Origin of the sequence: Methylomonas rapida (assembly GCF_024360925.2) — a bacterium.
GTDB classification, from domain to species: Bacteria; Pseudomonadota; Gammaproteobacteria; order Methylococcales; family Methylomonadaceae; genus Methylomonas; species Methylomonas rapida.
This window is the reverse complement of sequence record NZ_CP113517.1, coordinates 482,670-504,203: the sequence shown is the minus strand read 5'-3', so window position 1 is coordinate 504,203 and position 21,534 is coordinate 482,670. Positions and strand designations below refer to the sequence as shown.

Annotated in this window: 18 protein-coding genes, 3 tRNA genes and 1 other RNA gene; 4 read left to right on the top strand and 18 right to left on the bottom strand. The window is 52.4% G+C overall.

Annotated features, from left to right (window positions below; genetic code table 11):
- The first annotated feature begins 58 nt into the window (after positions 1-58).
- The 3 genes from NM686_RS02330 (at position 59) to ssrS (ending at position 780) form a co-directional block, all read left to right on the top strand.
- Entirely contained in the window at positions 59-286 is a 228-nt protein-coding gene (locus tag NM686_RS02330) for a TIGR02449 family protein (protein ID WP_255190338.1), read from the top strand.
- Positions 283-579, top strand: a complete 297-nt coding sequence (locus tag NM686_RS02325) for a cell division protein ZapA (RefSeq protein ID WP_255190337.1) — start codon at positions 283-285, stop codon at positions 577-579. The genes NM686_RS02330 and NM686_RS02325 overlap by 4 nt, the downstream gene beginning before the upstream one ends.
- Positions 580-600: 21 nt before the next feature.
- Positions 601-780: non-coding RNA, 6S RNA (gene ssrS, locus NM686_RS02320), on the top strand.
- 34 nt (positions 781-814) lie between these two features.
- Here ssrS and cydB read toward each other — a convergent pair.
- From cydB to NM686_RS02250, 14 genes are all read right to left on the bottom strand, one after another.
- A complete protein-coding gene (gene cydB / locus NM686_RS02315; RefSeq protein WP_255190336.1) occupies positions 815-1,915 on the bottom strand; it encodes a cytochrome d ubiquinol oxidase subunit II in 1,101 nt (366 codons plus the stop codon).
- Between the two features lie 2 nt (positions 1,916-1,917).
- The gene (locus NM686_RS02310) at positions 1,918-3,309 is read right to left on the bottom strand and encodes a cytochrome ubiquinol oxidase subunit I (protein WP_255190335.1); all 1,392 of its coding nucleotides are present in this window, start codon (positions 3,307-3,309) and stop codon (positions 1,918-1,920) included.
- 127 nt (positions 3,310-3,436) lie between these two features.
- Positions 3,437-4,711: a phosphate regulon sensor histidine kinase PhoR gene (gene phoR / locus NM686_RS02305; RefSeq protein WP_269022279.1), complete on the bottom strand. Its 1,275-nt coding sequence runs from the start codon at positions 4,709-4,711 to the stop codon at positions 3,437-3,439.
- A 5-nt stretch (positions 4,712-4,716) separates the two neighbouring features.
- Positions 4,717-5,409 (bottom strand): phosphate regulon transcriptional regulator PhoB, encoded by a 693-nt coding sequence (gene phoB, locus NM686_RS02300; protein WP_255190467.1) that lies wholly within the window; start codon positions 5,407-5,409, stop codon positions 4,717-4,719.
- 412 nt (positions 5,410-5,821) lie between these two features.
- Positions 5,822-6,355, bottom strand: coding sequence for a hypothetical protein (locus NM686_RS02295; protein WP_255190333.1), 534 nt, complete (start codon positions 6,353-6,355; stop codon positions 5,822-5,824).
- Between the two features lie 211 nt (positions 6,356-6,566).
- Positions 6,567-8,435 carry a SurA N-terminal domain-containing protein gene (locus NM686_RS02290; RefSeq protein ID WP_255190332.1) on the bottom strand — a complete coding sequence of 623 codons (1,869 nt, stop codon included), beginning with the start codon at positions 8,433-8,435 and terminating at the stop codon, positions 6,567-6,569.
- A gap of 96 nt (positions 8,436-8,531) precedes the next feature.
- Positions 8,532-8,608, bottom strand: a tRNA-Asp gene (locus NM686_RS02285).
- A 6-nt stretch (positions 8,609-8,614) separates the two neighbouring features.
- Positions 8,615-8,690: transfer RNA gene (locus NM686_RS02280), tRNA-Val, on the bottom strand.
- Positions 8,691-8,703: 13 nt separating this feature from the next.
- On the bottom strand, positions 8,704-8,976 hold the full coding sequence (locus NM686_RS02275; RefSeq protein ID WP_255190331.1) for an HU family DNA-binding protein: 273 nt from the start codon (positions 8,974-8,976) through the stop codon (positions 8,704-8,706).
- A 208-nt stretch (positions 8,977-9,184) separates the two neighbouring features.
- Complete coding sequence (gene lon, locus NM686_RS02270) at positions 9,185-11,599, bottom strand: endopeptidase La (protein ID WP_255190330.1); 2,415 nt, start codon at positions 11,597-11,599, stop codon at positions 9,185-9,187.
- A 149-nt stretch (positions 11,600-11,748) separates the two neighbouring features.
- Positions 11,749-13,020 (bottom strand): ATP-dependent Clp protease ATP-binding subunit ClpX, encoded by a 1,272-nt coding sequence (gene clpX, locus NM686_RS02265; protein ID WP_255190329.1) that lies wholly within the window; start codon positions 13,018-13,020, stop codon positions 11,749-11,751.
- Between the two features lie 97 nt (positions 13,021-13,117).
- Complete coding sequence (gene clpP / locus NM686_RS02260; protein WP_329959161.1) at positions 13,118-13,750, bottom strand: ATP-dependent Clp endopeptidase proteolytic subunit ClpP; 633 nt, start codon at positions 13,748-13,750, stop codon at positions 13,118-13,120.
- 8 nt (positions 13,751-13,758) lie between these two features.
- Entirely contained in the window at positions 13,759-15,060 is a 1,302-nt protein-coding gene (tig, locus tag NM686_RS02255; protein ID WP_255190328.1) for a trigger factor, read from the bottom strand.
- Positions 15,061-15,175: 115 nt separating this feature from the next.
- Positions 15,176-15,259, bottom strand: a tRNA-Leu gene (locus NM686_RS02250).
- A gap of 114 nt (positions 15,260-15,373) precedes the next feature.
- Between NM686_RS02250 and NM686_RS02245 the strand changes: the two genes are divergently transcribed.
- Positions 15,374-15,829: a DUF192 domain-containing protein gene (locus tag NM686_RS02245; RefSeq protein WP_255190327.1), complete on the top strand. Its 456-nt coding sequence runs from the start codon at positions 15,374-15,376 to the stop codon at positions 15,827-15,829.
- Between the two features lie 207 nt (positions 15,830-16,036).
- Here the strand turns inward: NM686_RS02245 and NM686_RS02240 are convergent, their stop codons facing one another.
- From NM686_RS02240 to dprA, 4 genes are all read right to left on the bottom strand, one after another.
- A complete protein-coding gene (locus tag NM686_RS02240; protein WP_255187523.1) occupies positions 16,037-17,422 on the bottom strand; it encodes an IS4 family transposase in 1,386 nt (461 codons plus the stop codon).
- A 167-nt stretch (positions 17,423-17,589) separates the two neighbouring features.
- On the bottom strand, positions 17,590-19,908 hold the full coding sequence (gene topA, locus NM686_RS02235) for a type I DNA topoisomerase (protein ID WP_255190326.1): 2,319 nt from the start codon (positions 19,906-19,908) through the stop codon (positions 17,590-17,592).
- A gap of 16 nt (positions 19,909-19,924) precedes the next feature.
- A complete protein-coding gene (locus NM686_RS02230) occupies positions 19,925-20,392 on the bottom strand; it encodes a DUF494 family protein (protein WP_255190325.1) in 468 nt (155 codons plus the stop codon).
- A gap of 8 nt (positions 20,393-20,400) precedes the next feature.
- Complete coding sequence (gene dprA, locus NM686_RS02225) at positions 20,401-21,498, bottom strand: DNA-processing protein DprA (RefSeq protein ID WP_255190324.1); 1,098 nt, start codon at positions 21,496-21,498, stop codon at positions 20,401-20,403.
- Between the last annotated feature and the right edge of the window lie 36 nt (positions 21,499-21,534).

The window sequence follows — 21,534 nt, the reverse complement described above, 5'->3', positions numbered from 1 at the left end:
TGCTAACATTGTTCGCCATTTTCGATGATTTTTATGTCGTATCGGCCAACACTCTGCTATGTCTCAATCTGAAAAAGACCCATCAACCGAATTGGCGGCGCTGGAAGCGAAATTGGATACGCTGATTGCGCAGTTCAATCTGATCAAAAGCGAAAACAAATCGCTAAAAGTGAAACAAGACGCGCTGGTCAAAGAAAAAGCCAAACTACTGGAAAAAACCACTCAGGCCAAGGCGCGCGTCGAAGCCATGATCGCCCGCCTGAAAGCCATGGAACACGACTCATGAGCAAACCCATCCACCCCGTTTCGTTGAATATTCTGGGCAAGGAATACAAAATCGCCTGCGCCGAAGGCGAACAGGAAGGCCTGATTCGCTCGGCACAAGCGCTGGACAAACAAATGCGCAAGATCCGCGATACAGGCAAAGTCGCCGGCGCGGACCGCATCGCGGTGCTGGCGGCCTTGAACCTGGCGCATGATGCCAACACCAATAAAAACAGCGGTGATGATAATGCCGAACTATGCAAACGCTTGAGCGATTTGCGGCAAAAAATAGAAAACGTTTTAGAAAATCCTTAAATCCGGTTAGAATATGCGTCCTATCTCCTGCAGCGTTCGAGCAGTGCTGGGTGTTTCCTGAACCTGTTTTTACCCCGGAAACTTTTTGCCCGTCATGGTGTGCATGCCTGTTTAGACAGGAAGCCTGATTGGCTGGATTTGGTTTCCACTTGAACCTCCGGTTCAAGGACGAAAGCATCAGACGGCGCAGGCGGGAGATCTATCAGTCATCCCGCCAGTCCTTCGGCAACTTAAGCTACCCCACCTTTTCCGCAAACGAGCCAAACAGCCATCGGCTGCAAATCGCCATCGCCGGTAACGCAATCGCGGCAACCCACAACAACACGTGCAGGGTTAATGGACTTGCACTGCTATCCCAAATCGTCAGCGAACTATTCAACGAAATATTCGACGGTAACAAAAACGGAAACATCGACATGCCGAAGGTCAATACCACCATGGCCACGCATAGCGAGCTGGCCAACATGGCCCAGTAAGACTTATCCCATTTTGCCAACCCTAAAGCCGCTATTGCCGCGATGAAAGCAAGGGCAGGAATCAGCCACAGCACCGGCAGATGTTCGTAATTGTCCAGCCACAAACCCTCGCCGCGCTTGACGAACTTGGCCAGCGGGTTGGCAGGATCATTGGGCAAAATCTCCGAGCTGATGTGATAGCCCTCCAAATGCGTGATCCATAAGCCAGCAACGGCAAACAACAGCACAAACGCCAGACCGGCACGCTGCACCATGGCTTTCGCCCGCAGCCTGAGCTCACCACTGGTTTTTAGCTGCGCAAACACGGCCCCGTGTAGCGCCAACAAAGCCAACGTAGTCGCCGCAACCAGGATCGAAAACAGATTGAACAATCCGGCAAAATCCCCCAAAAACCGAATATGCATATCGCTATCCAGATGAAACGGAATGCCTTTCAAGAGATTGCCAACCAACAATCCCAACAGTGCAGCGGGCAGCAAGCCGCCGACAAACAAGGCCTTATAGCCATATTCCCGCCATCGCGGGCCGCAGTCCTCCAAAAAGAAAAAAGCCAGTGGTCGAAACAGCAATCCCAGCAAAAGCAAAAACAGCGCCGGATAGAAACTGGCCAAAGCAACCGCGTAAGCAATCGGCCAAGCGGCAAACACGATCATCACCAACGCACTCAGCCAAGCCAGATTGGCCAAACCCGAGGGCGCAATACGGCCGATCAAATCTTGTTTTTCACCGTCAGCGACAGCCAGAACGGGGAGCAACAGTGTGATGCCCAAGGTTACGCCTTCACAGACCGCAAAACCCATCATCGCCATACCGAGCAAGACCCACCAAAGCAAGCGCAGACTCTCCAAATCCCATGCCATGATTAGGCCTCCTTGTTGACGATGCGGCGACTCATGACGGTTTGCCGCAACAGAAACACCGCCAAGCCCAGCAAAATCAAATACGCCAGGCTAAAACCGACGGAACTGACCAGTAATTGCGTGACCGATTGGGAGGACACGGCCCAGAATGTTGGCAACAGACCGGCGACCGCCCAAGGCTGTTTGCCAGCCTCCGCCACAAACCAACCCGCGACACTAGCCAGCCAAGGCAAGGGCGCCAGATAAATGCTGATACTCAACAACCAATCGGGCATGGCCTTGTCGCCCATGCCGCCCCATGCCGCCAACACGAATCCAAACGCCACCACGATGCCGCAGCCAATCATCAGCAGATATAGCCCGCGCAGCAAGCCCGGATGAGCCGGCAAGGCTGACTGCGCCGCCAGCTTAATATGCTTGTCCGAAGCCTCGTCGATCTGCTTGTGCAGCGGCTGCAACAGCATCGCATAACCCAAGTCTTGCTTGAAGCGTTCAAAATCGGCCAGCAACTGCGGCTTTGTGTCGCCGTCGCGCAACTGCTCCAACAACGCATAAGCCTGCATCCCGTTACGGATACGCGCCTCGATGCCCGGCAACAGTCCACTGTCGGGCTGGCCTGAAATGGCCGCGCGTTTCGCTTGTTGAACCGGATTGTCCAGGGTTGGCGTTGAATCGCCCAAGCCTATCGTCACGCCTAGCGCCAGCACCCCGGCACCAGCGGCCAATTTATAACTCAACCGCGCCAAGGCATCGTCTTGACGCAGTCTCAGCCAATACGCGCCAATCCCCAGCACCGTTGCACAGGCCACGACATAGCTGGCGGCAACGGTATGCAGATATTTGGCCAGGGCCGCAGGATTATGCAAAAGCTGAGCAAAATCGCTCAATTCGATGCGATATGACTGGTAATTGAACGCCGCCCCAACAGGATTTTGCATCCAGCCGTTGGCCATCAAGACCCAAAACGCCGACACGTTGACGGCGAGTGCAATGAGCCAGGTCAAGCATAAATGTTGTTTCTTGCCCATCGCATCCCAGCCGAACCAATAAGGCCCGAACAGTGCCGCGGCAAGAAAAAAACTGCCGAGCGCTTCTATCGCCAACGGCAATGCAAAGACATCGCCGACATAATGGGCAAAATACGAACCGTTTAGCCCGAATTGAAAAATCAGCACCAAGCGGGTTGAAACCGCCAATACGAAATTGATCGCAAACACCCGGCCCCAGAATTGCGCCATGGCTTTATACAGCGCACGCCCTCTCCAAACGTAAGCCGATTCCATCACAGCCAACAGCAAGGCCAAGCCCAAGGTCAACGGAATGAATAGAAAATGCAGTATCGCAGTTATCGCGAACTGCCAGCGCGATAATTCGACGACGGTATCGACAAGCATTCCAGCCTCTTCATTTTGATTGCAAATGTCGACAATTATAGAGACATCTTTTTGCCGGTAGGCGGATTTTTACAGCGAAAATATGGTTGAACCTGATTGCAACGTCGAGCATTCAAACCCGCATCGTTTAGCAAGCGCGTTGCGCGGGAAAGATACAGCGAAAACGACTACCCTTTCCCAGCTCGCTATCGACTTCAAGCTTGGCATCATGTCGGACCAGCACATGCTTGACGATGGCAAGCCCCAAGCCGGTGCCCGAGATTTTGTGGCCGCGCTTGACGTCGGCACGGTAAAAGCGCTCGGTAATGCGCGGAATATCGGCAGGCGCGATGCCTTCGCCAAAATCTTCCACCTCCAGGCAAAGCGAGCCGTCCGGATTTTGCTGCCAACTCACCTTGACCGGCGAAGTTGCCGGCGAATATTTCAACGCATTGACCAATAAATTAGTGAACGCACTTTGCAATTCTTGCGCATCGCCCAAAACGTTTACATCGGTGGCCATACTCAACTCGATGCGACGTTCGTCTTTTTCCAGCAGATCGCTTTCCTTGCAAATCTGGCTCAGCAAATCACGCATGACGACGGTTTCCGCTTTCTTCGCCTTGGTTTCCAGGCGGGCCAATAACAGCAAATCGTCAACCAGATTTTGCATGCGCTCGGTCTGCGTAGCCATGTTCGCAAACGAACGCGCATAGCTGGCCGGCACATTATCCATTTCCAACAAGGTTTCCAGATAACCTTTCAGCACCGTCAACGGCGTGCGCAATTCGTGCGAAACATTGGCGACGAAATCGGTACGCATGCGTTCCATATTCTTGATTTGAGTAACATCTTGCGCCAACAGCAAGCGGAGCCCCGCTCCGTAGGGAACGATACTGATCTGCAGGATGATGCCATCGTTAACCGGCGAAGCGATGCAAATCTTCTGCCGGTAATCGTAGGACTTTAAATATTCTATGAATTGCGGGGCCCGGATCAAATTGGGTATGCGCTGGCCCTTATCCGATTTTTTCAGCCCCAACACTTCTCGAGCCGCCTTGTTGCTCCATTCGATTTCGGCGTACTCACCCAACACCACCGCCGCATCGGGCAATGCATCGGTGGATTTACGAAATTGGTCCACCATGCGACTGAGCTTTTTCTTACGTTTTTTCTCGGTTTTTTTGATTTTCCACAGATGATAATAAATATCACCCCAAATGCCTTTGCGGGCCCGATTGTCGCCTAAAGCCCCCTGACTCAACCACTGTTCCAATTCATCGACGGCCATGCTTTGCCGGACCAACAAAAACAGCGCTACCACCAGCAACATATCCCTAAGGTGGCCAATGAAAAAACTGAGCAACAGCGCGGCCACGACCAGCGCCATCACAATGCCGATTTCTCGCTTCCAGCGTCCCATCGCGATCATTCAGCCAAGGAGAAGCGATAGCCAAAACCGCGCACGGTTTGGATCAGTTCTTCTCGCCCAAACTCAGCCAGCAATTTGCGCAAGCGCCTGATATGCACATCGACCGTCCGCTCCTCGATATACACGCTACGCCCCCACACCTGATCCAGCAAATGCGTGCGGCTGAACACCTTATCGGGGTTGCTCATGAAGAATTGCATCAAGCGGAATTCGGTAGGGCTGACATCGAGACTCTTGCCGGCAATCGTCAAACGATGTTGTTCCGCATCCAGCATCAGATCGCCGATGCTCAATTGTCCGCTCTCGCCGAGTTTACCGCTGCGCCGCATCACGGCCTTGATACGGGCAATCAATTCCTTGGGTGAAAACGGCTTGGTCACATAATCGTCGGCACCGATTTCCAGCCCGCGAATCTTGTCCTCTTCCTCGCCTCGCGCCGTCAGCAAAATAATGGGCAAATCCTTATACCCCGGCTCTCGCTTCAAGCGCTTGGCCAGTTCGACGCCGCTGATACCGGGCAACATCCAATCCAACAGCAGCAGATCCACACGATTTTCCGCCAACACCTTCAAGGCCTCTTCCGCGCTGACGGCCGCAAGTACGTGAAAATCCGCCTGCTCCAACACCATCATCAACATTTCCCTGATAGCGTCTTCATCTTCCACAACCAGGATATTCAAATTCGACATAATCATGTTTTCGTTCAGCCCAATCAACCCGGAAATTTAACAACGCCATATTACCGTTTTATGACAAGCAGAAAATGGCCACAGACGTTCAATTCATGCGAATCCTAAAGTAAAACGTGACCTCGAATGGCTGAAGTCATTAAGTCTGAAGAAGAAATGCAAACGGGCGCGCTATTTCAATGGCGCGCCCGTTATCCTATAAAAATCATTTGGTCCACGAAACACACAAAAATCACGAACAGTTTCAAAAAGTTATTGCTCAAAATGCCGACACCTTGCGGGTACTTGCGGGTAACTAAATCAAGTGGCGTAACCATCTGTTTTATTTCGTGTCTTTCGTGCTTTTCGTGGACTACTGATGTTTTTAGGGTTATCAAGATAGGCCTCGGCATGATACCTGGCCATCGACTCATTACGGCATGGCATTCAAATCTGCAATCGCGTCGACCACCAAACCGGCCCCGACCGTGATCAGCAAAATATCGGAAGCAACTCTGACAAAACGATAGCCAGCCGGAGGATAACCAATCTGGCGCACGACCCTGTCCGGTAAATCGTAAAAAATCACGTCTCGCGGCAAAGGGCGCCCCATGACCCAGCGTTTGGCTTGGCCGGGCGGCAGACAGCCGTTATTTTTCTTGGCGAGTCCCGGCGGGCAACGGCCACGGCGATACTCCTCGACGTAATAATCGCGCACGATGACACGATGCTGATCGCTAAAGTAACGCTCATTGAGATAGCGATCTTGATACTGCTCTCTGTGAGAACGGCTTTTACGCTTGTCATCGTAGCGGTAATCGTCGTATCGTCTTTCTTGATGAGGCTTGTGCTTGTGCTTGCCTGAATTGCCTTTCTCCGGCTTGTCGGCCAATGCAGGCAAGGCCAATAATGCCGCCGCCAGCAAAAAAACCAAACGTCGGAAAAAAGGTATTTGAGATGAGCTCATGACATCCTCCAGGCAATGATCAAAGCAAAATCCTATCAGGTCTTGTCATGAAAATCGGTATATTTCGTCGCAACTAGGGCAAAGCGCCACATCAACAGAATAGCGCTCCGGACGAACGGAGAAATTGAGTGGAAGCAGGGACAGATTTACCTGTTGCAAAGCTCAGGGGAATGACCACGATCCGGCGGATCGTGGTCATAATGGGTATCGGTTATTGCTTGGGAGATCGTATCGTAATATCGGCGTTGGCTTGCAACTGGTTCAGCACGGCTTCGAATTGCGTCCTGCCAAATGCGGTCGCCATATTTTTCTCCAGCTGCACTTGCTTGGCCTTGTCGGCCTCAGTCATGACACCTTCCTTAACTTGAGAGATACTGGCGACAATTTTACCGCCAGCAGGCTCATCGATCACCACGATACTCGGACGATTTGCCCGCGGCTTGGCCGCCCGGAAAATTGCCTGCCTGACGGCCGGGTCCACATCGCCAGCATTGCGACTCAAGCCAGCCACTTTCTTGACCGTCAAAGCAGTCGCGGAAGCCACATCCGCAATCGGCTTACCGGCAACCAATTCAGCCTTGAGCTTATCGGCCTTTTCCACGACTTGCTTCAGCGCCTTCTCTTTTTGTATCGCAGCAATCACGTCCGCCTTGACTTCCTTGAGATCCTTGGCGGCAGCAGGCGTATGAGATTGCATGCGCAAAACCACCAATTTCTCGCTGCCAATCTCGATCGGCTCGCTATTATTACCCTTCAACACATCTTCGGAAAAAGCCGCCAAGCGGACTTTTTCATCGACAGCAACACCTTCACCGGCATCACGGGTAAACGGCGCCGATGTCTTGACCGGCACCCCAAGCAACTTCGCTGCGGCATCCAGATTATCCGGATTTTCGTAACTCACTTCGCTGAGTTTTTCTCCCAGCTCACTAAAGCGACTTTCGATTTGGGCTTTTTTATACGCCTTGGTCAATTCCGATTTTACCGCCTCGTAAGGCTTGATCTCGCCCGGCGCCAACTCGGTCACCTTGATCAAATGATAACCAAAGGCGGATTTGACCGGCTCCGAAACTTCGCCTTGCTTCAACTGGCTAGCGGCCTCTTCAAAGGATTTTTCCATCACGCCGACATTGAACAAACCCAGATCGCCGCCATTCTTCGCGGTCAGTTTGTCATCGGATACTTCCGCGGCCAACGCGGCAAAATCCTTGTTTGCCAAATCTTGCTTGGCCTTCAATGCTCTTTGCAAGGCTTGTTGATCATCGGCACTGTCCTTGCCAAACGCAAACAGGATGTGACTGATCTTGCGTCTTTCCGGCGTAGTGTATTGCGCCTTTTGCTCTTCGTAATAGGCTTTCAATTGCTCATCGGACGCGCTGACATCCTTAGCCAAATCATCCAAGGATAATTCCACATAGCTGATGACGGCCCGCTCCGGGGTTTGGTAAGCCTCTTGATGTTGTTGATAATAGGCATTTATCTCGTCATCCGCCGGCAATTCGCTGGATGAGGCCAGGGGTACCGTCAGATACTCGACATCCCGGGTTTGATTCTGGAGCTTGAAAAAGCTTTCGATTTCAGCTTTGGTCACGAAACCGCTCTCGACCACGGCATGCTGCACCTGTTCCATCATCAACGCCTTTTTCACCCGATTGACGAAATCATCGGACGACATGCCTTGCGAACTCAGCAACGCTTGATACTGGCCCTTATCGAACTGGCCGTCTTTTTGGAAATATTCTAGTGATTGAATGAAATTTCTAGCGGTTTCGTCCGTGATAACCAAATTCTGTTCTTGCGCATATTGCAACAGCACTTCATCGCGTATCAGTTTTTGCACGGCTTGCTTTTTCAGCGTTTCTTCGTCGAATTTCATGCCTGCCAGGTTCTGAGCAAACTGCTGATAGGCCTGAGTAACGTCGCGCTGAAAAAAATCCTTATCGCCCACGGTAACGACGGGGGCCTCCTTACCGCCGCCCAAATAATTCTGGATACCCCATAAGCCAAAAAGCACACAAATCAGCACTAAAATGATCGATGCAAATACACCCTGCACCTTTTCTCTAATCTCTAATAGCATAGCTCTGTCCTTAAACAGCGTTTAACCTGACCAAACAGGCGACAAAATGAACACGCAAAAAAAAACCTCGAACCGTACGGCCCGAGGTTTCTGTTTTGGCGGAGCGGACGGGGCTCGAACCCGCGACCCCCGGCGTGACAGGCCGGTATTCTAACCAACTGAACTACCGCTCCTAAGTCTGGTGGGTGCTGAGGGGTTCGAACCCCCGACCCTCGCCTTGTAAGGGCGATGCTCTCCCAGCTGAGCTAAGCACCCGACTAAAGAGCGACTAGTTTACCGCATCTTTTAAAGATTTGCCAGCTTTAAATGAAGGAATTTTTGCGGCCTTGATAGTGATTTCTTCGCCGGTTTGCGGATTACGACCTTTGCGCTCCGCTCTTTCTTTAACTTCGAAGGTGCCAAAACCAACCAAGGCTACTGAATCGCCTTTTTTCAGCGCTTCTTCAACAGACTTGATAAAACCATCTAAAGCACGGCCGGCATCGGCTTTTGTCAAATGAGATGCTGCAGCAATAGCATCGATCAGTTCCGATTTATTCATTTATTTCCCCTTAGGATGTCGTTGTATTAATTATGCTCAAGCAAACAAGCGATTTGATTTCGGCACCAACAGGCTCGCCCCCTCCCATTCATAGCCACCTTCATATCAAGAAGGTGGGACTTTATATCAATGGGCCACGAGCCATGTCAAGCGTTGTAATCGCCGCAGGCCGCGAATTTCATGGTTTAGCAGCGAATCGACTTCAAAATTAATGCGCGAGCACCGCCTGCGGTTTCGCTTCGTTTTTGCCATTGGGCCCCTCGGCGGTTTGACCTTCCGCGGCCGCAATCGGAACAGGGATTCTTTGCAGCGCGATCTCTAACACCTCGTCTATCCAGCGCACGCATTTGATGGTCAAATTGCTTTTGACGTTATCGGGTATTTCAGCCAAGTCTTTTTCGTTTTCGGATGGAATCACCACGGTCCTGATGCCGCCGCGATGCGCGGCCAACAGCTTCTCTTTCAAACCGCCAATCGGCAATACCTCACCGCGCAGCGTAATCTCGCCGGTCATCGCCACATCGGCCCTGACCGGAATTTTGGTCAGCGCCGAAATAATCGCTGTACACATCCCGATGCCCGCGCTTGGACCATCCTTCGGTGTTGCGCCTTCCGGCACGTGAACGTGAATGTCGCTACCCTGGAAAACCTCCTTGTCTATGCCCAGTATTTCCGCACGACTCCTGACCACCGTCATGGCGGCATCGATGGATTCCTTCATCACGTCGCCGAGCTTACCGGTGGCTTGCTGCTTGCCTTTGCCCGGCATGACGGCCGTCTCGATAGTCAGCAATTCACCGCCCACTTCGGTCCAAGCCAAGCCGGTCACTTGACCGATCTGATCGCTATCCTCGGCCATGCCATAGCTGAAGCGACGCACGCCGAGATATTTATCCAGGTTTTTGCTATCGACACAAATTTTTTCTTTACCGTTATGCAGCAATAAATCCTTCACCACTTTGCGGCAGATCTTCGATATTTCCCGTTCCAAACTACGCACGCCGGCTTCGCGCGTGTAATAACGGATCATATCCCTGACGGCAGCCTCCGTAATTTCAATCTCGGCTTCGGCCAAACCATTGTTTTTGATCTGCTTGGGAATCAAAAAGCGCGTGGCGATATTGATTTTTTCGTCTTCGGTATAACCTGCGAGACGAATGACCTCCATTCTGTCCATCAGCGGCGCCGGAATATTCAGGGTATTCGCCGTTGCCACGAACATCACGTCGGACAAATCGAAATCCACTTCCAGATAATGATCGGCGAAGGTGTGATTTTGCTCGGGATCCAGCACCTCCAGCAAGGCCGACGCCGGATCGCCGCGAAAATCCGCCGCCATCTTGTCGATTTCGTCCAGCAGGAACATCGGATTGCGCGTTTTGATCTTGGCGAGATTCTGCAAAATCTTGCCTGGCATCGAACCGATATACGTCCGCCTGTGCCCGCGGATTTCGGCTTCGTCGCGCACGCCGCCCAAGGCCATGCGCACGTATTTGCGATTCGTCGCCCGCGCGATGGACTGGCCCAACGAGGTTTTACCCACGCCCGGCGGCCCAACCAGGCACAGAATAGGCCCTTTCAATTGTTTCACCCGTTGTTGTACCGCAAGGTATTCCAGAATCCTTTCCTTCACCTTTTCCAGACCGTAATGTTCGGATTCCAGCACCTGTTCGGCGACCTTGAGATCATGGCGTACCTTGGTTTTTTTCTTCCATGGCACGCTGACCATCCAATCGATATAGTTGCGCACGACGGTCGCTTCGGCCGACATCGGCGACATCATTTTCAGCTTGTTCAGCTCGGCCATGGCTTTGCTTTTAGCTTCGCCCGACATGCCGGCCGCCTCGATTTTCTTTTCCAGCTCTTCGACTTCGTTGCTGGCTTCGTCCATCTCGCCCAGCTCTTTCTGAATCGCCTTCATTTGCTCGTTCAGATAATACTCGCGCTGGTTTTTTTCCATTTGTTTCTTGACCCGGCCGCGAATCTTTTTCTCCATTTCCAGGATATCGACTTCGCCCTCCATCAGCGTCATCAAATTTTCCAGGCGCCGGGCGACATCGACCATCTCCAGCATTTTTTGTTTTTCTTCCACCTTCAGCGCCATATGCGCCGCCATGGTGTCGGCCAGGCGACCGGGATCATCGATACCGGACAGAGAATTCAGAACTTCTGGCGGAATCTTATTGTTCAATTTGACATATTGATCGAACGAGTTGATCGCCGTGCGTTGTAATACGTCGAGTTCTTGCTCGTCGATCGTGATTTGATCTTCCAGCTCGAGTACGCCCGCCGCGCAATAGCCTTCAAATTCTTGATATTGCACGACCGAGCAACGCTGAGTTCCCTCGACCAACACCTTGACGGTGCCATCCGGCAACTTGAGCAACTGCAGAATATTGGCCAGCGTCCCTACCTTATACAAATCGTCAAACTCGGGCTCGTCGATATCCGCCTGTTTTTGCGCGATCAACAGTACTTGTTTGTCCTGTTTGATGGCGGCATCGAGCGCATCGATCGACATTCCCCGGCCGACGAACAGCGGGATCACCATATGCGGATATACCACCACATCCCGAAGCGGCAACACAGGAATAAGATCGTCTTTATTTTTTACTTGAGTCATTTGATTCGTGTCCTTTGGCAGGAAAGCAATTTAGCTGCAATCGTATATGAGGGCGATCGCAGAGAAAACAAGTATCTTCGTCCATTCGGCAAAAAAAAGGGGCTTTGCGGTAAAGCCCCTTTCCTTGTCACGCATCAGCGCCGAAAGCTTCAATCGGATGACGCACGCTTCAATTCCGGCTCATACACCAGAATCGGCTCGGATTGACCATTGATGACACTTTCGTCGACCACGACCTTGGTGATGCTGTCGCTGGAAGGCAGTTCGTACATGGTATCGAGCAGCACGTTTTCGACGATGGTGCGCAATCCACGCGCGCCGGTTTTTCTTTCCATGGATTTGCGCGCAATCGCCGCCAAGGAGTCTTCTCTGAACTCCAGTTCCACCCCTTCCATTTCGAACAAATGCCTGTATTGTTTGATCAGGGCGTTTTTAGGCTGGGTCAGGATTTGCACCAAGGCGTGTTCATCCAATTCGTCCAGCGTGGCCACCACCGGCAATCGACCGACAAACTCCGGGATCAATCCGTATTTGATCAAGTCTTCGGCGCGCACATCGGCAAAAATCTCACCGACATTTTGACTCTCCTCCTTCGGTTTGAGCTCCGCCGAAAAACCAATGCCGCCTTTTTCGGTACGATTTTTGATGACTTTATCCAAACCGGCAAAAGCGCCACCGACGATGAACAGAATATTGGCGGTATTCACCTGCAAGAATTCCTGCTGCGGATGCTTGCGTCCACCTTGCGGCGGCACTGAAGCCACCGTGCCTTCGATCAGCTTCAGCAAGGCCTGCTGCACGCCTTCGCCGGACACATCGCGCGTGATGGATGGATTGTCGGCCTTGCGTGAAATTTTGTCGATTTCATCGATGTAGACAATACCGGTTTCCGCTTTCTCGACATCGTAATCGCACTTTTGCAGAATTTTCTGAATGATATTCTCGACGTCCTCACCGACATAACCGGCTTCCGTCAGCGTCGTGGCGTCGGCGATCGTGAAAGGCACGTCCAACAAGCGTGCCAGCGTTTCCGCCAACAGCGTCTTACCGGAGCCGGTCGGGCCGATCAACAGAATGTTGCTTTTCGCCAGCTCGACATCGCTTTTTTTGCTGTTGCTGCGCAACCGCTTATAGTGGTTGTAAACCGCGACGGATAGAATTTTCTTGGCCTTTTCCTGACCAATGACGTAATTATCCAGCTCTTGCTTGATTTCTTTTGGCTTCGGCAAGGCACCGCTGCCGACGCTTTTTTCGTCTTCGGCCAATTCGTCACGAATGATGTCGTTACAAAGCTCCACGCATTCGTCGCAGACATACACGGACGGCCCGGCAATCAGCTTTCTAACTTCGTTTTGGCTTTTGCCGCAAAAAGAACAGTAAAGAAGTTTATCTTCGTCTTTACCTTTTTTGTCTCTACTCATGAACAGACCCCGGGGTAATACATTGCTTCAGTGGCTGAAGAATATATCAAAAATATCAACTTTCCCAATTAACTCGCCGCATTACGGCGAGTTTGGCTTAAACGTTACGGCTGCTCAGAACTTTATCGATCAGACCATATTCGACCGCTTGTTCGGAACTCAAAAAATTATCCCTATCGGTGTCTTGCTGGATTTTTTCCAACGGCTGCCCCGTATGATGCGCCAGAATCTTGTTCAACTTATCGCGGATGGACAAAATTTCCTTGGCATGAATGGCGATGTCCGATGCCTGCCCCTGGAAACCGCCCAAGGGTTGATGGATCATCACACGTGAATGCGGCAGGCAATAACGCTTGCCAGCCGCGCCACCCGCCAACAACAAGGCCCCCATGCTGGCCGCCTGACCGATGCACATGGTACTGACATCGGGCTTGATGAATTGCATGGTGTCATAGATCGACATGCCTGCCGTCACGGAACCGCCGGGCGAATTGATATACAGGTGTATATCCTTGTCCGGATTTTCCGACTCCAGAAACAGCAATTGAGCCACGACCAGGTTGGCCATGTAGTCTTCGACCTGTCCCACCAGAAAAATAACCCGCTCTTTCAACAAGCGGGAATAAATATCAAACGACCGCTCGCCGCGCGCCGTTTGCTCCACCACGATGGGCACCAGACCGCCCGCGGCCTGGGGAACCATAGTATTCATGCCAGTTAGATCAATCATTCAGTTTCCTATGCTTGCTGCCGTTCCATGACATCGTTAAAACCGACGTTTTGGTCGGTAACCCGAGCACGCTCGACAACCCAGTCCACGGCCTGATCTTCCAGCACCATTTGCTGAACGTCGTTTAAGCGGCTATTGTCGGCATAATACCAATTTACGACGTCTTCTGGCTTTTCGTAACTTTTCGCCATGTCGTCAATCACGGCACGCACTTTATCGGCATCCACCTTGATGTCGTTCTTTTGGATGATTTCGCCCAAAATCAAACCCAATGCCACGCGGCGCTTGGCTTGTTCTTCGAAGACATCGCGCGGCAAATTCAAATCTTCCAATTTCAACTTGGCCTTGCCGGCACGTTCCGCATAAGGCTTCATCAACGCTTGAACTTCTTGATCGATCAACGCGTTGGGCAGCGTGATCTTGACGTTTTCGTACAGTGCATCCAACACGGCGGTTTTGAGCTTGTTTTTCAGACCTTGCGCCAACTCTCTTTCCATGTTTTCCTTGACGTCGGCGCGAAAACTGACGACATCGCCCGCTTCTACACCATAGGCCTTGATGAAGTCGGCATCCAGTTCAGGCAATACCGGCTCTTCGACCTTGATCATCTCGATCTCGAAATCAGCGGCTTTGCCGGCCAATTTTTCGCTGTTGTATTTTTCCGGAAAAGTGATGTTGAAGCTTTTGCTTTCACCGGCGGCCAAGCCTTTCAGCTCGTCTTCAAAGCCGGGAATCATCTGCTTGCCGCCGATCTCGATCGCGTAATTTTCCACCTTGCCGTCGGTGAAATTTTCGCCTTCAGACACACCTGAGAAATGAATGGTGACTTTGTCACCTTCTTGTGAGGCCCGTTCGACGACCTGCCATGTTTTCTTTTGCTGCCTCAACTTTTCGATCATGTTTTCGACATCGGCGTCGGTCACACTAGCGACTGGACGACTGATTTCCAGGCCATTGACCGAGTCCAGACCGATTTCAGGGTAAACTTCGAATTCAGCCACATACTCAAAACCTTCGCTTTTGTCCGCGGGCGTGATCAGCGGATGGCCGGCAGGCACCAATTCTTGTTGCTGCAACGCTTCGAAATAAGTCGATTGAATCAGATCGCCGGCCACTTCGTGTTTGACGCGCTCGCCATAAAGCTTTTTAACCGTGCTGACTGGCACTTTACCGGGACGAAAACCATCAACCTTAACTTCTCGAGCCAGTTTTTTAAAGCGAGTTTCCATTTTTTCCTGAAGCACCGCATCAGGCACACTAACAGTCATTTTTCGGCTTAATTCTGATGTCTTCTCGACAGAAACTTGCATTGGTTTACCTCAAAAGTTAAAAAGAAAGAATTGGAATTGGGAGACTGGTCGATCAGCGGGATTCATGACTCAGGAAAAGATGCTGGATCGGATCGCTGCGAATAACAGAAAGAAATGGTGCGAGCGGAGAGACTCGAACTCTCACGGGGTTACCACTGGAACCTAAATCCAGCGCGTCTACCAATTTCGCCACGCTCGCAATATAAATGAACGCGGCATTATAATAAGGCCGCCCCACAAAAACAACCCAAAATCAATCTTCCCTGACATGAACACTCCACTGACGGCCATTTTTTGCGGATTCCTCGTCCTAATGACAAGCTTGAGCGTGCAATCCGCTTCGAGCCAAGACCTCACGCAATGGGGAAGCGCGACGTTCGCCAATGATCACCGCATCGATATCGAAATCGTCGACACCGAAGCGCTACGCGCCCTGGGCCTGATGCACAGAAATCACCTTGCCGAAAACCAAGGCATGCTGTTTGTCCATTCCGATCAAACCATCCGCCATGTCTGGATGAAAAACACCCTGATAGCTCTCGACATCATATTTTTATCCGATGACGGCAAAATCGTTTCGGTGCTGCGTAATTTACCGCCCTGCGCACAAGACCCGTGCCCGATCTCTGCCTCGTCGGCACCTGCGCAATACATGCTGGAAGTCAATGCTGGCTTTATCGACAAACACGGTATTCAGCCAGGGCAGGAAGTTCTCCTAGAGTACGAGCACGAGCGCCGCCCCGAATCGCCTGGGCCTAGCCAAAAATAACGTCCCGCAATCAACCGATGGGATTTTGGGCTAAACGCAAAGAAACCTAGCATTTTGATTTTATCGGGTTAGGATTTTGCTGAAAATAATTTCCTGCACTCCGGGCTCATCGTTCCCATGCTCCTCGTGGGAATGCAGCCTGAAGCGCCCGGCGGTTCGGGATGCTAGAGCGTCCCTGACGCCGGCTCCCACGCGGAGCACTCATCGTTATACACATCTCTGTGCGACAACCTGCTGAGCTTCCAATGCAATGACAAAATCGCGCAAACGCTGCAGTCCGATCCACATGGCTTTGGCACCCGGCGGCCCGTCATGCTTGCGTCCGAGATAACCGCCCAAGCTCGCCACCAAGAGAATCACTTCGCCCAAGCGAGGTGGCGTAAGCGGCGGCGGGCAAAGCTTAACCACAATGTAAGCAGCCCGCCACTCCTGTGGATCGAAGATAATTTCACAATCCATGTCCGGCGTAGTCCGTCCCAACATCAGCGTGAACAATACCCGCCAGGCAATAACCATGTACAACGCTAAACAAGGTAGCAGTCGGTCCTCGGTTTCCAGATGCAGTCGCTTAATCTGGCATCCGCTCTTGAGCACATGGAAGTACACTTCAATGCACCACCGCACGGCGTACCACATGACGATCGTTGCCGCCTGTTCGAAACAATCGATCGGCAAGCTAGTCAACAATAGCCATTCCAAACGTTCCACGCCAGACGGTGGTGCATCTTCGCGTGCCAGCACCGCATTGATGGTGAGTTCCGGTAGCCGATACCCTATCCGCTTAGGCGGTTTGAGGGTCACTGTAATGGCGCGTAACGTGATATGCGCCAGTCGCGCCGTGCGGTTCGGTCGCGGTTTGACGTTCACCTCAGAGTAACCCAATACAGGAGCTTGCTCCACGGCGGCCCACAGGCATTTCGTACCGTTCTCCGGCGAAGCCAACACTCGGTTTTGCGCCGCACGTACGATCCATTGAGCCCGTACCGCAGGTGCGTAGTCATGGTATTCGGCAAACCACTCGTAAATATCGCCCTCCCTGTCGGCAAGATTGATCAGCAGGGTGTCCGGCATTTGCGCCTGTAAAGCGCAACTGTCCTGGTAACTTTCCAGCCAATGGCGACTCTCTTTTTCGTCTACGCCTTTGTGAAGTCGTTCACTCCTTTGGCTTGGGATCTCTCGAGGCCAATACGATGCTTTCACGACACCCAAACAAATACGCGATGGCGTAAAGGCAACTGTCGGATGCAGGCGGCGCAAGTGTTTCTCCACGTCTTTCACTGTGCCAAGTCCCTTCGGCCCCAAGCAAATATTCTTATCGTCCTCGGTGGTGTCCTGTGCCAGCAGCACGATTGGGCTGCTCTTCATGCGCTCGATCGTGGCATCTCGATGCGGCGCCAGTATCTTCTCGAATGTCGTCTTAGCGTTATTGAAGAAGCGATAGGCTCCCATCGTCTCCTTCCAGCCTCCGCAGGCCGCCGGAATACTGAGTTGTGGATGCTCGCCCAATTGCTCCAATAGCAAGGCCAATCTCTTGTTTAGACGTTGATCTTCCAAATTGGCAGTTTGCACTTCTTCTTCGGCCCAGTTGCTCATCGCCTTTCTCCTGTTTCTGTGTCTCCTTGTAGTTTAGTCTTTGAGGGACTTGTGTATAACGATGAGCGCGGAGCATGGGAGCCATAAGTGGAAGTTATTTCTGACGAAATCCTAAGCGACGCTAACCCGATCTACCTTCGGGTTTTTACGACAATCGCCTCAAATGATCAACTCGGCCCATTGACGTCGTTAGGATCGCCCTCATACGGCGTTGCGTATTTGCATTCCTTTTGCGGACAGACCTTTTCGGTGCCGCGCCGCTTGGTGGTCTTCAAGGTCAGAATCGGCCAGTGGCAATCGGGACATTCTTCCTTGATCGGCGCATCCCACAGCGCGTAATCGCATTTGGGATATTCCGAACAGGAATAAAATATCTTGCCGCTACGCGCCTTGCGCTTCAGTATCGAACCCTTTTTGCATTGCGGACATTCGACGCCGGTATCCTGCGGCTTTTCCAGCGGTTCGATGTGCTTGCAAGTCGGATAAGCGCTGCAGCCGATGAACTTGCCGTAGCGACCGGTCTTGATGACCAATGTCGACGCACATTTCGGACAAACCCGTCCCTCCACCACTTCCGGCTCATTCGTGGCAGCCGCGTTGTCCTCGCCCAAATTACGGGTATAGGAACAAGCGGGGTAATTGGTGCAGCCGATGAAACGCCCATTGCGCCCCAGCCGGATCGACAAAGGGCTACCGCATTCGGGGCACTTTTCGTCTATGCTTTCCTGCGTGACATCCTTGCGCTGGACAGAATCTTCCTTCTCGCTGATCAATTGCGTGAATGGCCGCCAGAAGTCGTTCATCAACGGAATCCAGTCTTTTTCGCCACGCGCCACCGCATCCAAATCGTCTTCCAGATTGGCGGTAAAACCATAATCGACGTACTTGGTGAAATGCTCGGTCAAAAACTTGTTGACGATACGCCCGACGTCGGTCGGGTAAAAACGCTTGCTGTCTATCGTCACGTACTCGCGATTCTGCAAGGTCGAGATGATCGCCGCATAGGTCGAAGGCCGGCCGATGCCGTGCTCTTCCAACGCCTTCACCAGACTGGCCTCGCTATAGCGGGGCGGCGGCTCGGTAAAATGCTGATTGGCCGTAATGTCGTTCAATACCACGGGCCGCCCTTCTTCCATCGGCGGCAATAACCTGTCCTGATCATCGGCCGCTTCACTGCTGTCATCCACGCCCTCCAGATAAACCATCATGAAACCCGGATTGGTCACGGTAGACCCCGTGGCGCGAAACACGTTCTTATCGCTACCGCAGTTCAAATCGACCGCCACCAAGTTCAGCGTGGCATGCATCATCTGACAGGCGACCGTGCGCTTCCAGATCAAGTCATACAGCTTGTATTGCTCTATCGACAGACGGTTTTTGACTTGCTCCGGCAAACGCTGCACCGACGTCGGCCGAATCGCCTCGTGCGCCTCCTGGGCGTTCTTGGATTTGGTCTTGAATTGCCGCGGTTCCTTGGGAACATTCTCAGGCCCGTATTTCTCGGCAATCAACGCGCGAATATCGGCGACAGCCTCATCAGCCAGATTCACCGAATCGGTACGCATATACGAAATCAGACCCACGGTTTCGCCGCCGAGGTCGATACCTTCATATAATTGCTGCGCCACCATCATCGTGCGTTTGGTGGTAAAGCCCAGCTTGCGCGCGGCCTCCTGCTGCAAGGTCGAGGTTATGAACGGCGGCGCCGGATTTTTACTGCGTTGTTTTTTCTCCAGCTTGGCGACGATCAATTGCCCATCGCCGGCGCCCAGCAAGGCCTGCTTGACCTGATTGGCACGCTCTGCGTCGGTGATGCTGAATTGGCTGAGTTTCTCGCCGTTGAAATGCGTCAGCTTGGCTTTGAACGGCTGCCCCTGCGCGCTGGCATCCGCCGTGTGGGACCAGTATTCCTGGGTTTTGAAAGCCTCGATTTCCATTTCCCGCTCGACGATCATCCTGAGCGCCGGGCTCTGCACCCGCCCCGCCGACAAGCCACGGCGTATCTTTTTCCACAGCAACGGCGACAGATTGAAGCCCACCAGATAATCCAGCGCCCGCCTCGCTTGCTGAGCGTTGACCATGTTGGTGGACAATTCGGTCGGATGAGCTATCGCCTCGGTGACGGCTTTTTTGGTGATCTCGTGAAACACCACGCGCCGCACATCCTTGTCCTTCAATAATTTCTTTTCCTTCAGGTGTTCGTACACATGCCAGGAAATCGCCTCGCCCTCCCTGTCCGGGTCGGTGGCGAGATACAGGGTGTCGGCGCCTTTCAAGGCTTTGGCGATTTCTTGCAGATGACGTTGATTACGGTCTATGACCTGGTATTTCATCGCAAAACCGTTGTCCGGATCGACCGCGCCTTCTTTGGGAATCAGATCACGGACATGGCCGTACGAGGCCAGCACCTGAAAATCCTTGCCCAGATATTTTTCGATGGTTTTGCATTTAGCGGGAGACTCTACAATGACTAAACTTTTGCTCATGCTGTCCGTGTTTCAATCAATGTAAAGAAGTGGGAATCAGATCGTAAACGATATCTTCCATGCGCGAAAATGCCGCACTATCCCCCGGTTGACTCAACAGCACCATCAATACGATCCACTTCAATTTATCCAGCGTGATGTCTTCGTCCTTCAGCGCCATCGCTCTATCGATCGCAATTTCCCGATTCGCGGGATTCAAAATGCCGGCATGCTCCAAAAACAACAAGAAATCGCGGCATTCCAGATCGAAAACCGCCTCTTCCTGACTGCTGAAAATGCGGAACGACGAAGGCACCAACGGCGTGATGCTTTCTATTTCGGCTAAAGACTCCAACCAGTCGAAGGCCTTGCTGACATCGGGCTGCTGGAACCCGGCATCCAGTAATTCGCTGGCAATCACATCGGTGTCGGGATAATTGTCGCTGTCGCCATCCAGATAGTTTTCAAATAGATAGATCAGCACATCAAATATATCTTCTTTCATCAGAGCCTTTATTGAATTCGATAATAGCTACCGCCGGGGGCCGCGGCGATGTAGCCTTGCAGTTCCAGAACCAGCAGCATCGACGAAACGACTTCCACCGCATAGCCACTGTCCTGAACCAAATTGTCAACCGTTATCGGGCTGTACGGGATCAATTTCAATAGATTTTGTTGTTCCAGGTCAAGCCCCGTCTGCTGGATTTGCGTTTCGACGGGATTATATATTTGATTAAATTGACCTAATTCCTCAAAAATATCCTCGACCGTCTCGACCAATTTGGCGCCTTGCCGAATCAACGCATTACAACCGCGCGCCAGCGGATTTTGAATCGAACCCGGAATCGCAAACACTTCGCGGTTTTGCTCCAGCGCCAACCGGGCCGTAATCAGCGAACCGCTCTGCTGCGCGGCCTCCACCACCAGCAAGCCCTGGCACAACCCGCTGATGATGCGGTTGCGCCGCGGAAAATGACCGGCCTTGGCCGTGGTCCCCGGCGGAAACTCGGAAACCAGTGCGCCCGTCGCGGCAATCTCCGTAGCCAATTGTTTGTGACAGGCCGGATAAACTCTATCCAGACCCGTGCCAGCCACTGCAACGGTAAAGCCCCCGACGTTCAAAGCCCCCTGATGACTCGCCGCATCAATCCCCAGCGCCATGCCGCTGGTAACCACGAAACCGGCTTCCGCCAGAGCCTGGGCAAATTCGAGCGCCGTTTTCACGCCCAGATTGGAAGGATTGCGACTACCCACCATTGCGATTTGCGGCCGGCGCAACAAATCCTTGTTGCCCTTGATGAACAGCAGCGGCGGCGGATCGGCGATTTCCTTCAATTGCTCCGGATAATCGGCATCTTCCAGCGTCAAGGCATGATTTTCCGGCTGCGACAACCATTGCAAATCCAGCGCCACCTTGTCCCAAGGCGGATTCTTTAAAGCCTCGATGAGTTTGTCGCTAAAACCGCACCCTCTCAACGAATCGGGCGAAGCTTGAAAAACGTGTTCGACGGAAAAATGCGCCAGCAAACGCTGAACCGCGAGGGGGCCGACGCCGGGAATACGCGCCAGCGCCAACCAATATTTGAGGTGAGGATGCAGAGATTTTGTCAAAAACGGGGAAAAGTATGACTCAAGCAAAAAACCGCG

What these genes read in the sequence shown, in the direction of transcription:
- NM686_RS02330 (WP_255190338.1), top strand. Translation starts at nt 59, where the DNA reads ATGTCTCAATCTGAAAAAGACCCATCAACCGAATTGGCGGCGCTGGAA.
- NM686_RS02325 (WP_255190337.1), top strand. Translation starts at nt 283, where the DNA reads ATGAGCAAACCCATCCACCCCGTTTCGTTGAATATTCTGGGCAAGGAA.
- cydB (WP_255190336.1), bottom strand. Translation starts at nt 1,915, where the DNA reads ATGGCATGGGATTTGGAGAGTCTGCGCTTGCTTTGGTGGGTCTTGCTC.
- NM686_RS02310 (WP_255190335.1), bottom strand. Translation starts at nt 3,309, where the DNA reads ATGCTTGTCGATACCGTCGTCGAATTATCGCGCTGGCAGTTCGCGATA.
- phoR (WP_269022279.1), bottom strand. Translation starts at nt 4,711, where the DNA reads ATGGGACGCTGGAAGCGAGAAATCGGCATTGTGATGGCGCTGGTCGTG.
- phoB (WP_255190467.1), bottom strand. Translation starts at nt 5,409, where the DNA reads ATGTCGAATTTGAATATCCTGGTTGTGGAAGATGAAGACGCTATCAGG.
- NM686_RS02295 (WP_255190333.1), bottom strand. Translation starts at nt 6,355, where the DNA reads ATGAGCTCATCTCAAATACCTTTTTTCCGACGTTTGGTTTTTTTGCTG.
- NM686_RS02290 (WP_255190332.1), bottom strand. Translation starts at nt 8,435, where the DNA reads ATGCTATTAGAGATTAGAGAAAAGGTGCAGGGTGTATTTGCATCGATC.
- NM686_RS02275 (WP_255190331.1), bottom strand. Translation starts at nt 8,976, where the DNA reads ATGAATAAATCGGAACTGATCGATGCTATTGCTGCAGCATCTCATTTG.
- lon (WP_255190330.1), bottom strand. Translation starts at nt 11,599, where the DNA reads ATGACTCAAGTAAAAAATAAAGACGATCTTATTCCTGTGTTGCCGCTT.
- clpX (WP_255190329.1), bottom strand. Translation starts at nt 13,020, where the DNA reads ATGAGTAGAGACAAAAAAGGTAAAGACGAAGATAAACTTCTTTACTGT.
- clpP (WP_329959161.1), bottom strand. Translation starts at nt 13,750, where the DNA reads ATGATTGATCTAACTGGCATGAATACTATGGTTCCCCAGGCCGCGGGC.
- tig (WP_255190328.1), bottom strand. Translation starts at nt 15,060, where the DNA reads ATGCAAGTTTCTGTCGAGAAGACATCAGAATTAAGCCGAAAAATGACT.
- NM686_RS02245 (WP_255190327.1), top strand. Translation starts at nt 15,374, where the DNA reads ATGACAAGCTTGAGCGTGCAATCCGCTTCGAGCCAAGACCTCACGCAA.
- NM686_RS02240 (WP_255187523.1), bottom strand. Translation starts at nt 17,422, where the DNA reads ATGAGCAACTGGGCCGAAGAAGAAGTGCAAACTGCCAATTTGGAAGAT.
- topA (WP_255190326.1), bottom strand. Translation starts at nt 19,908, where the DNA reads ATGAGCAAAAGTTTAGTCATTGTAGAGTCTCCCGCTAAATGCAAAACC.
- NM686_RS02230 (WP_255190325.1), bottom strand. Translation starts at nt 20,392, where the DNA reads ATGAAAGAAGATATATTTGATGTGCTGATCTATCTATTTGAAAACTAT.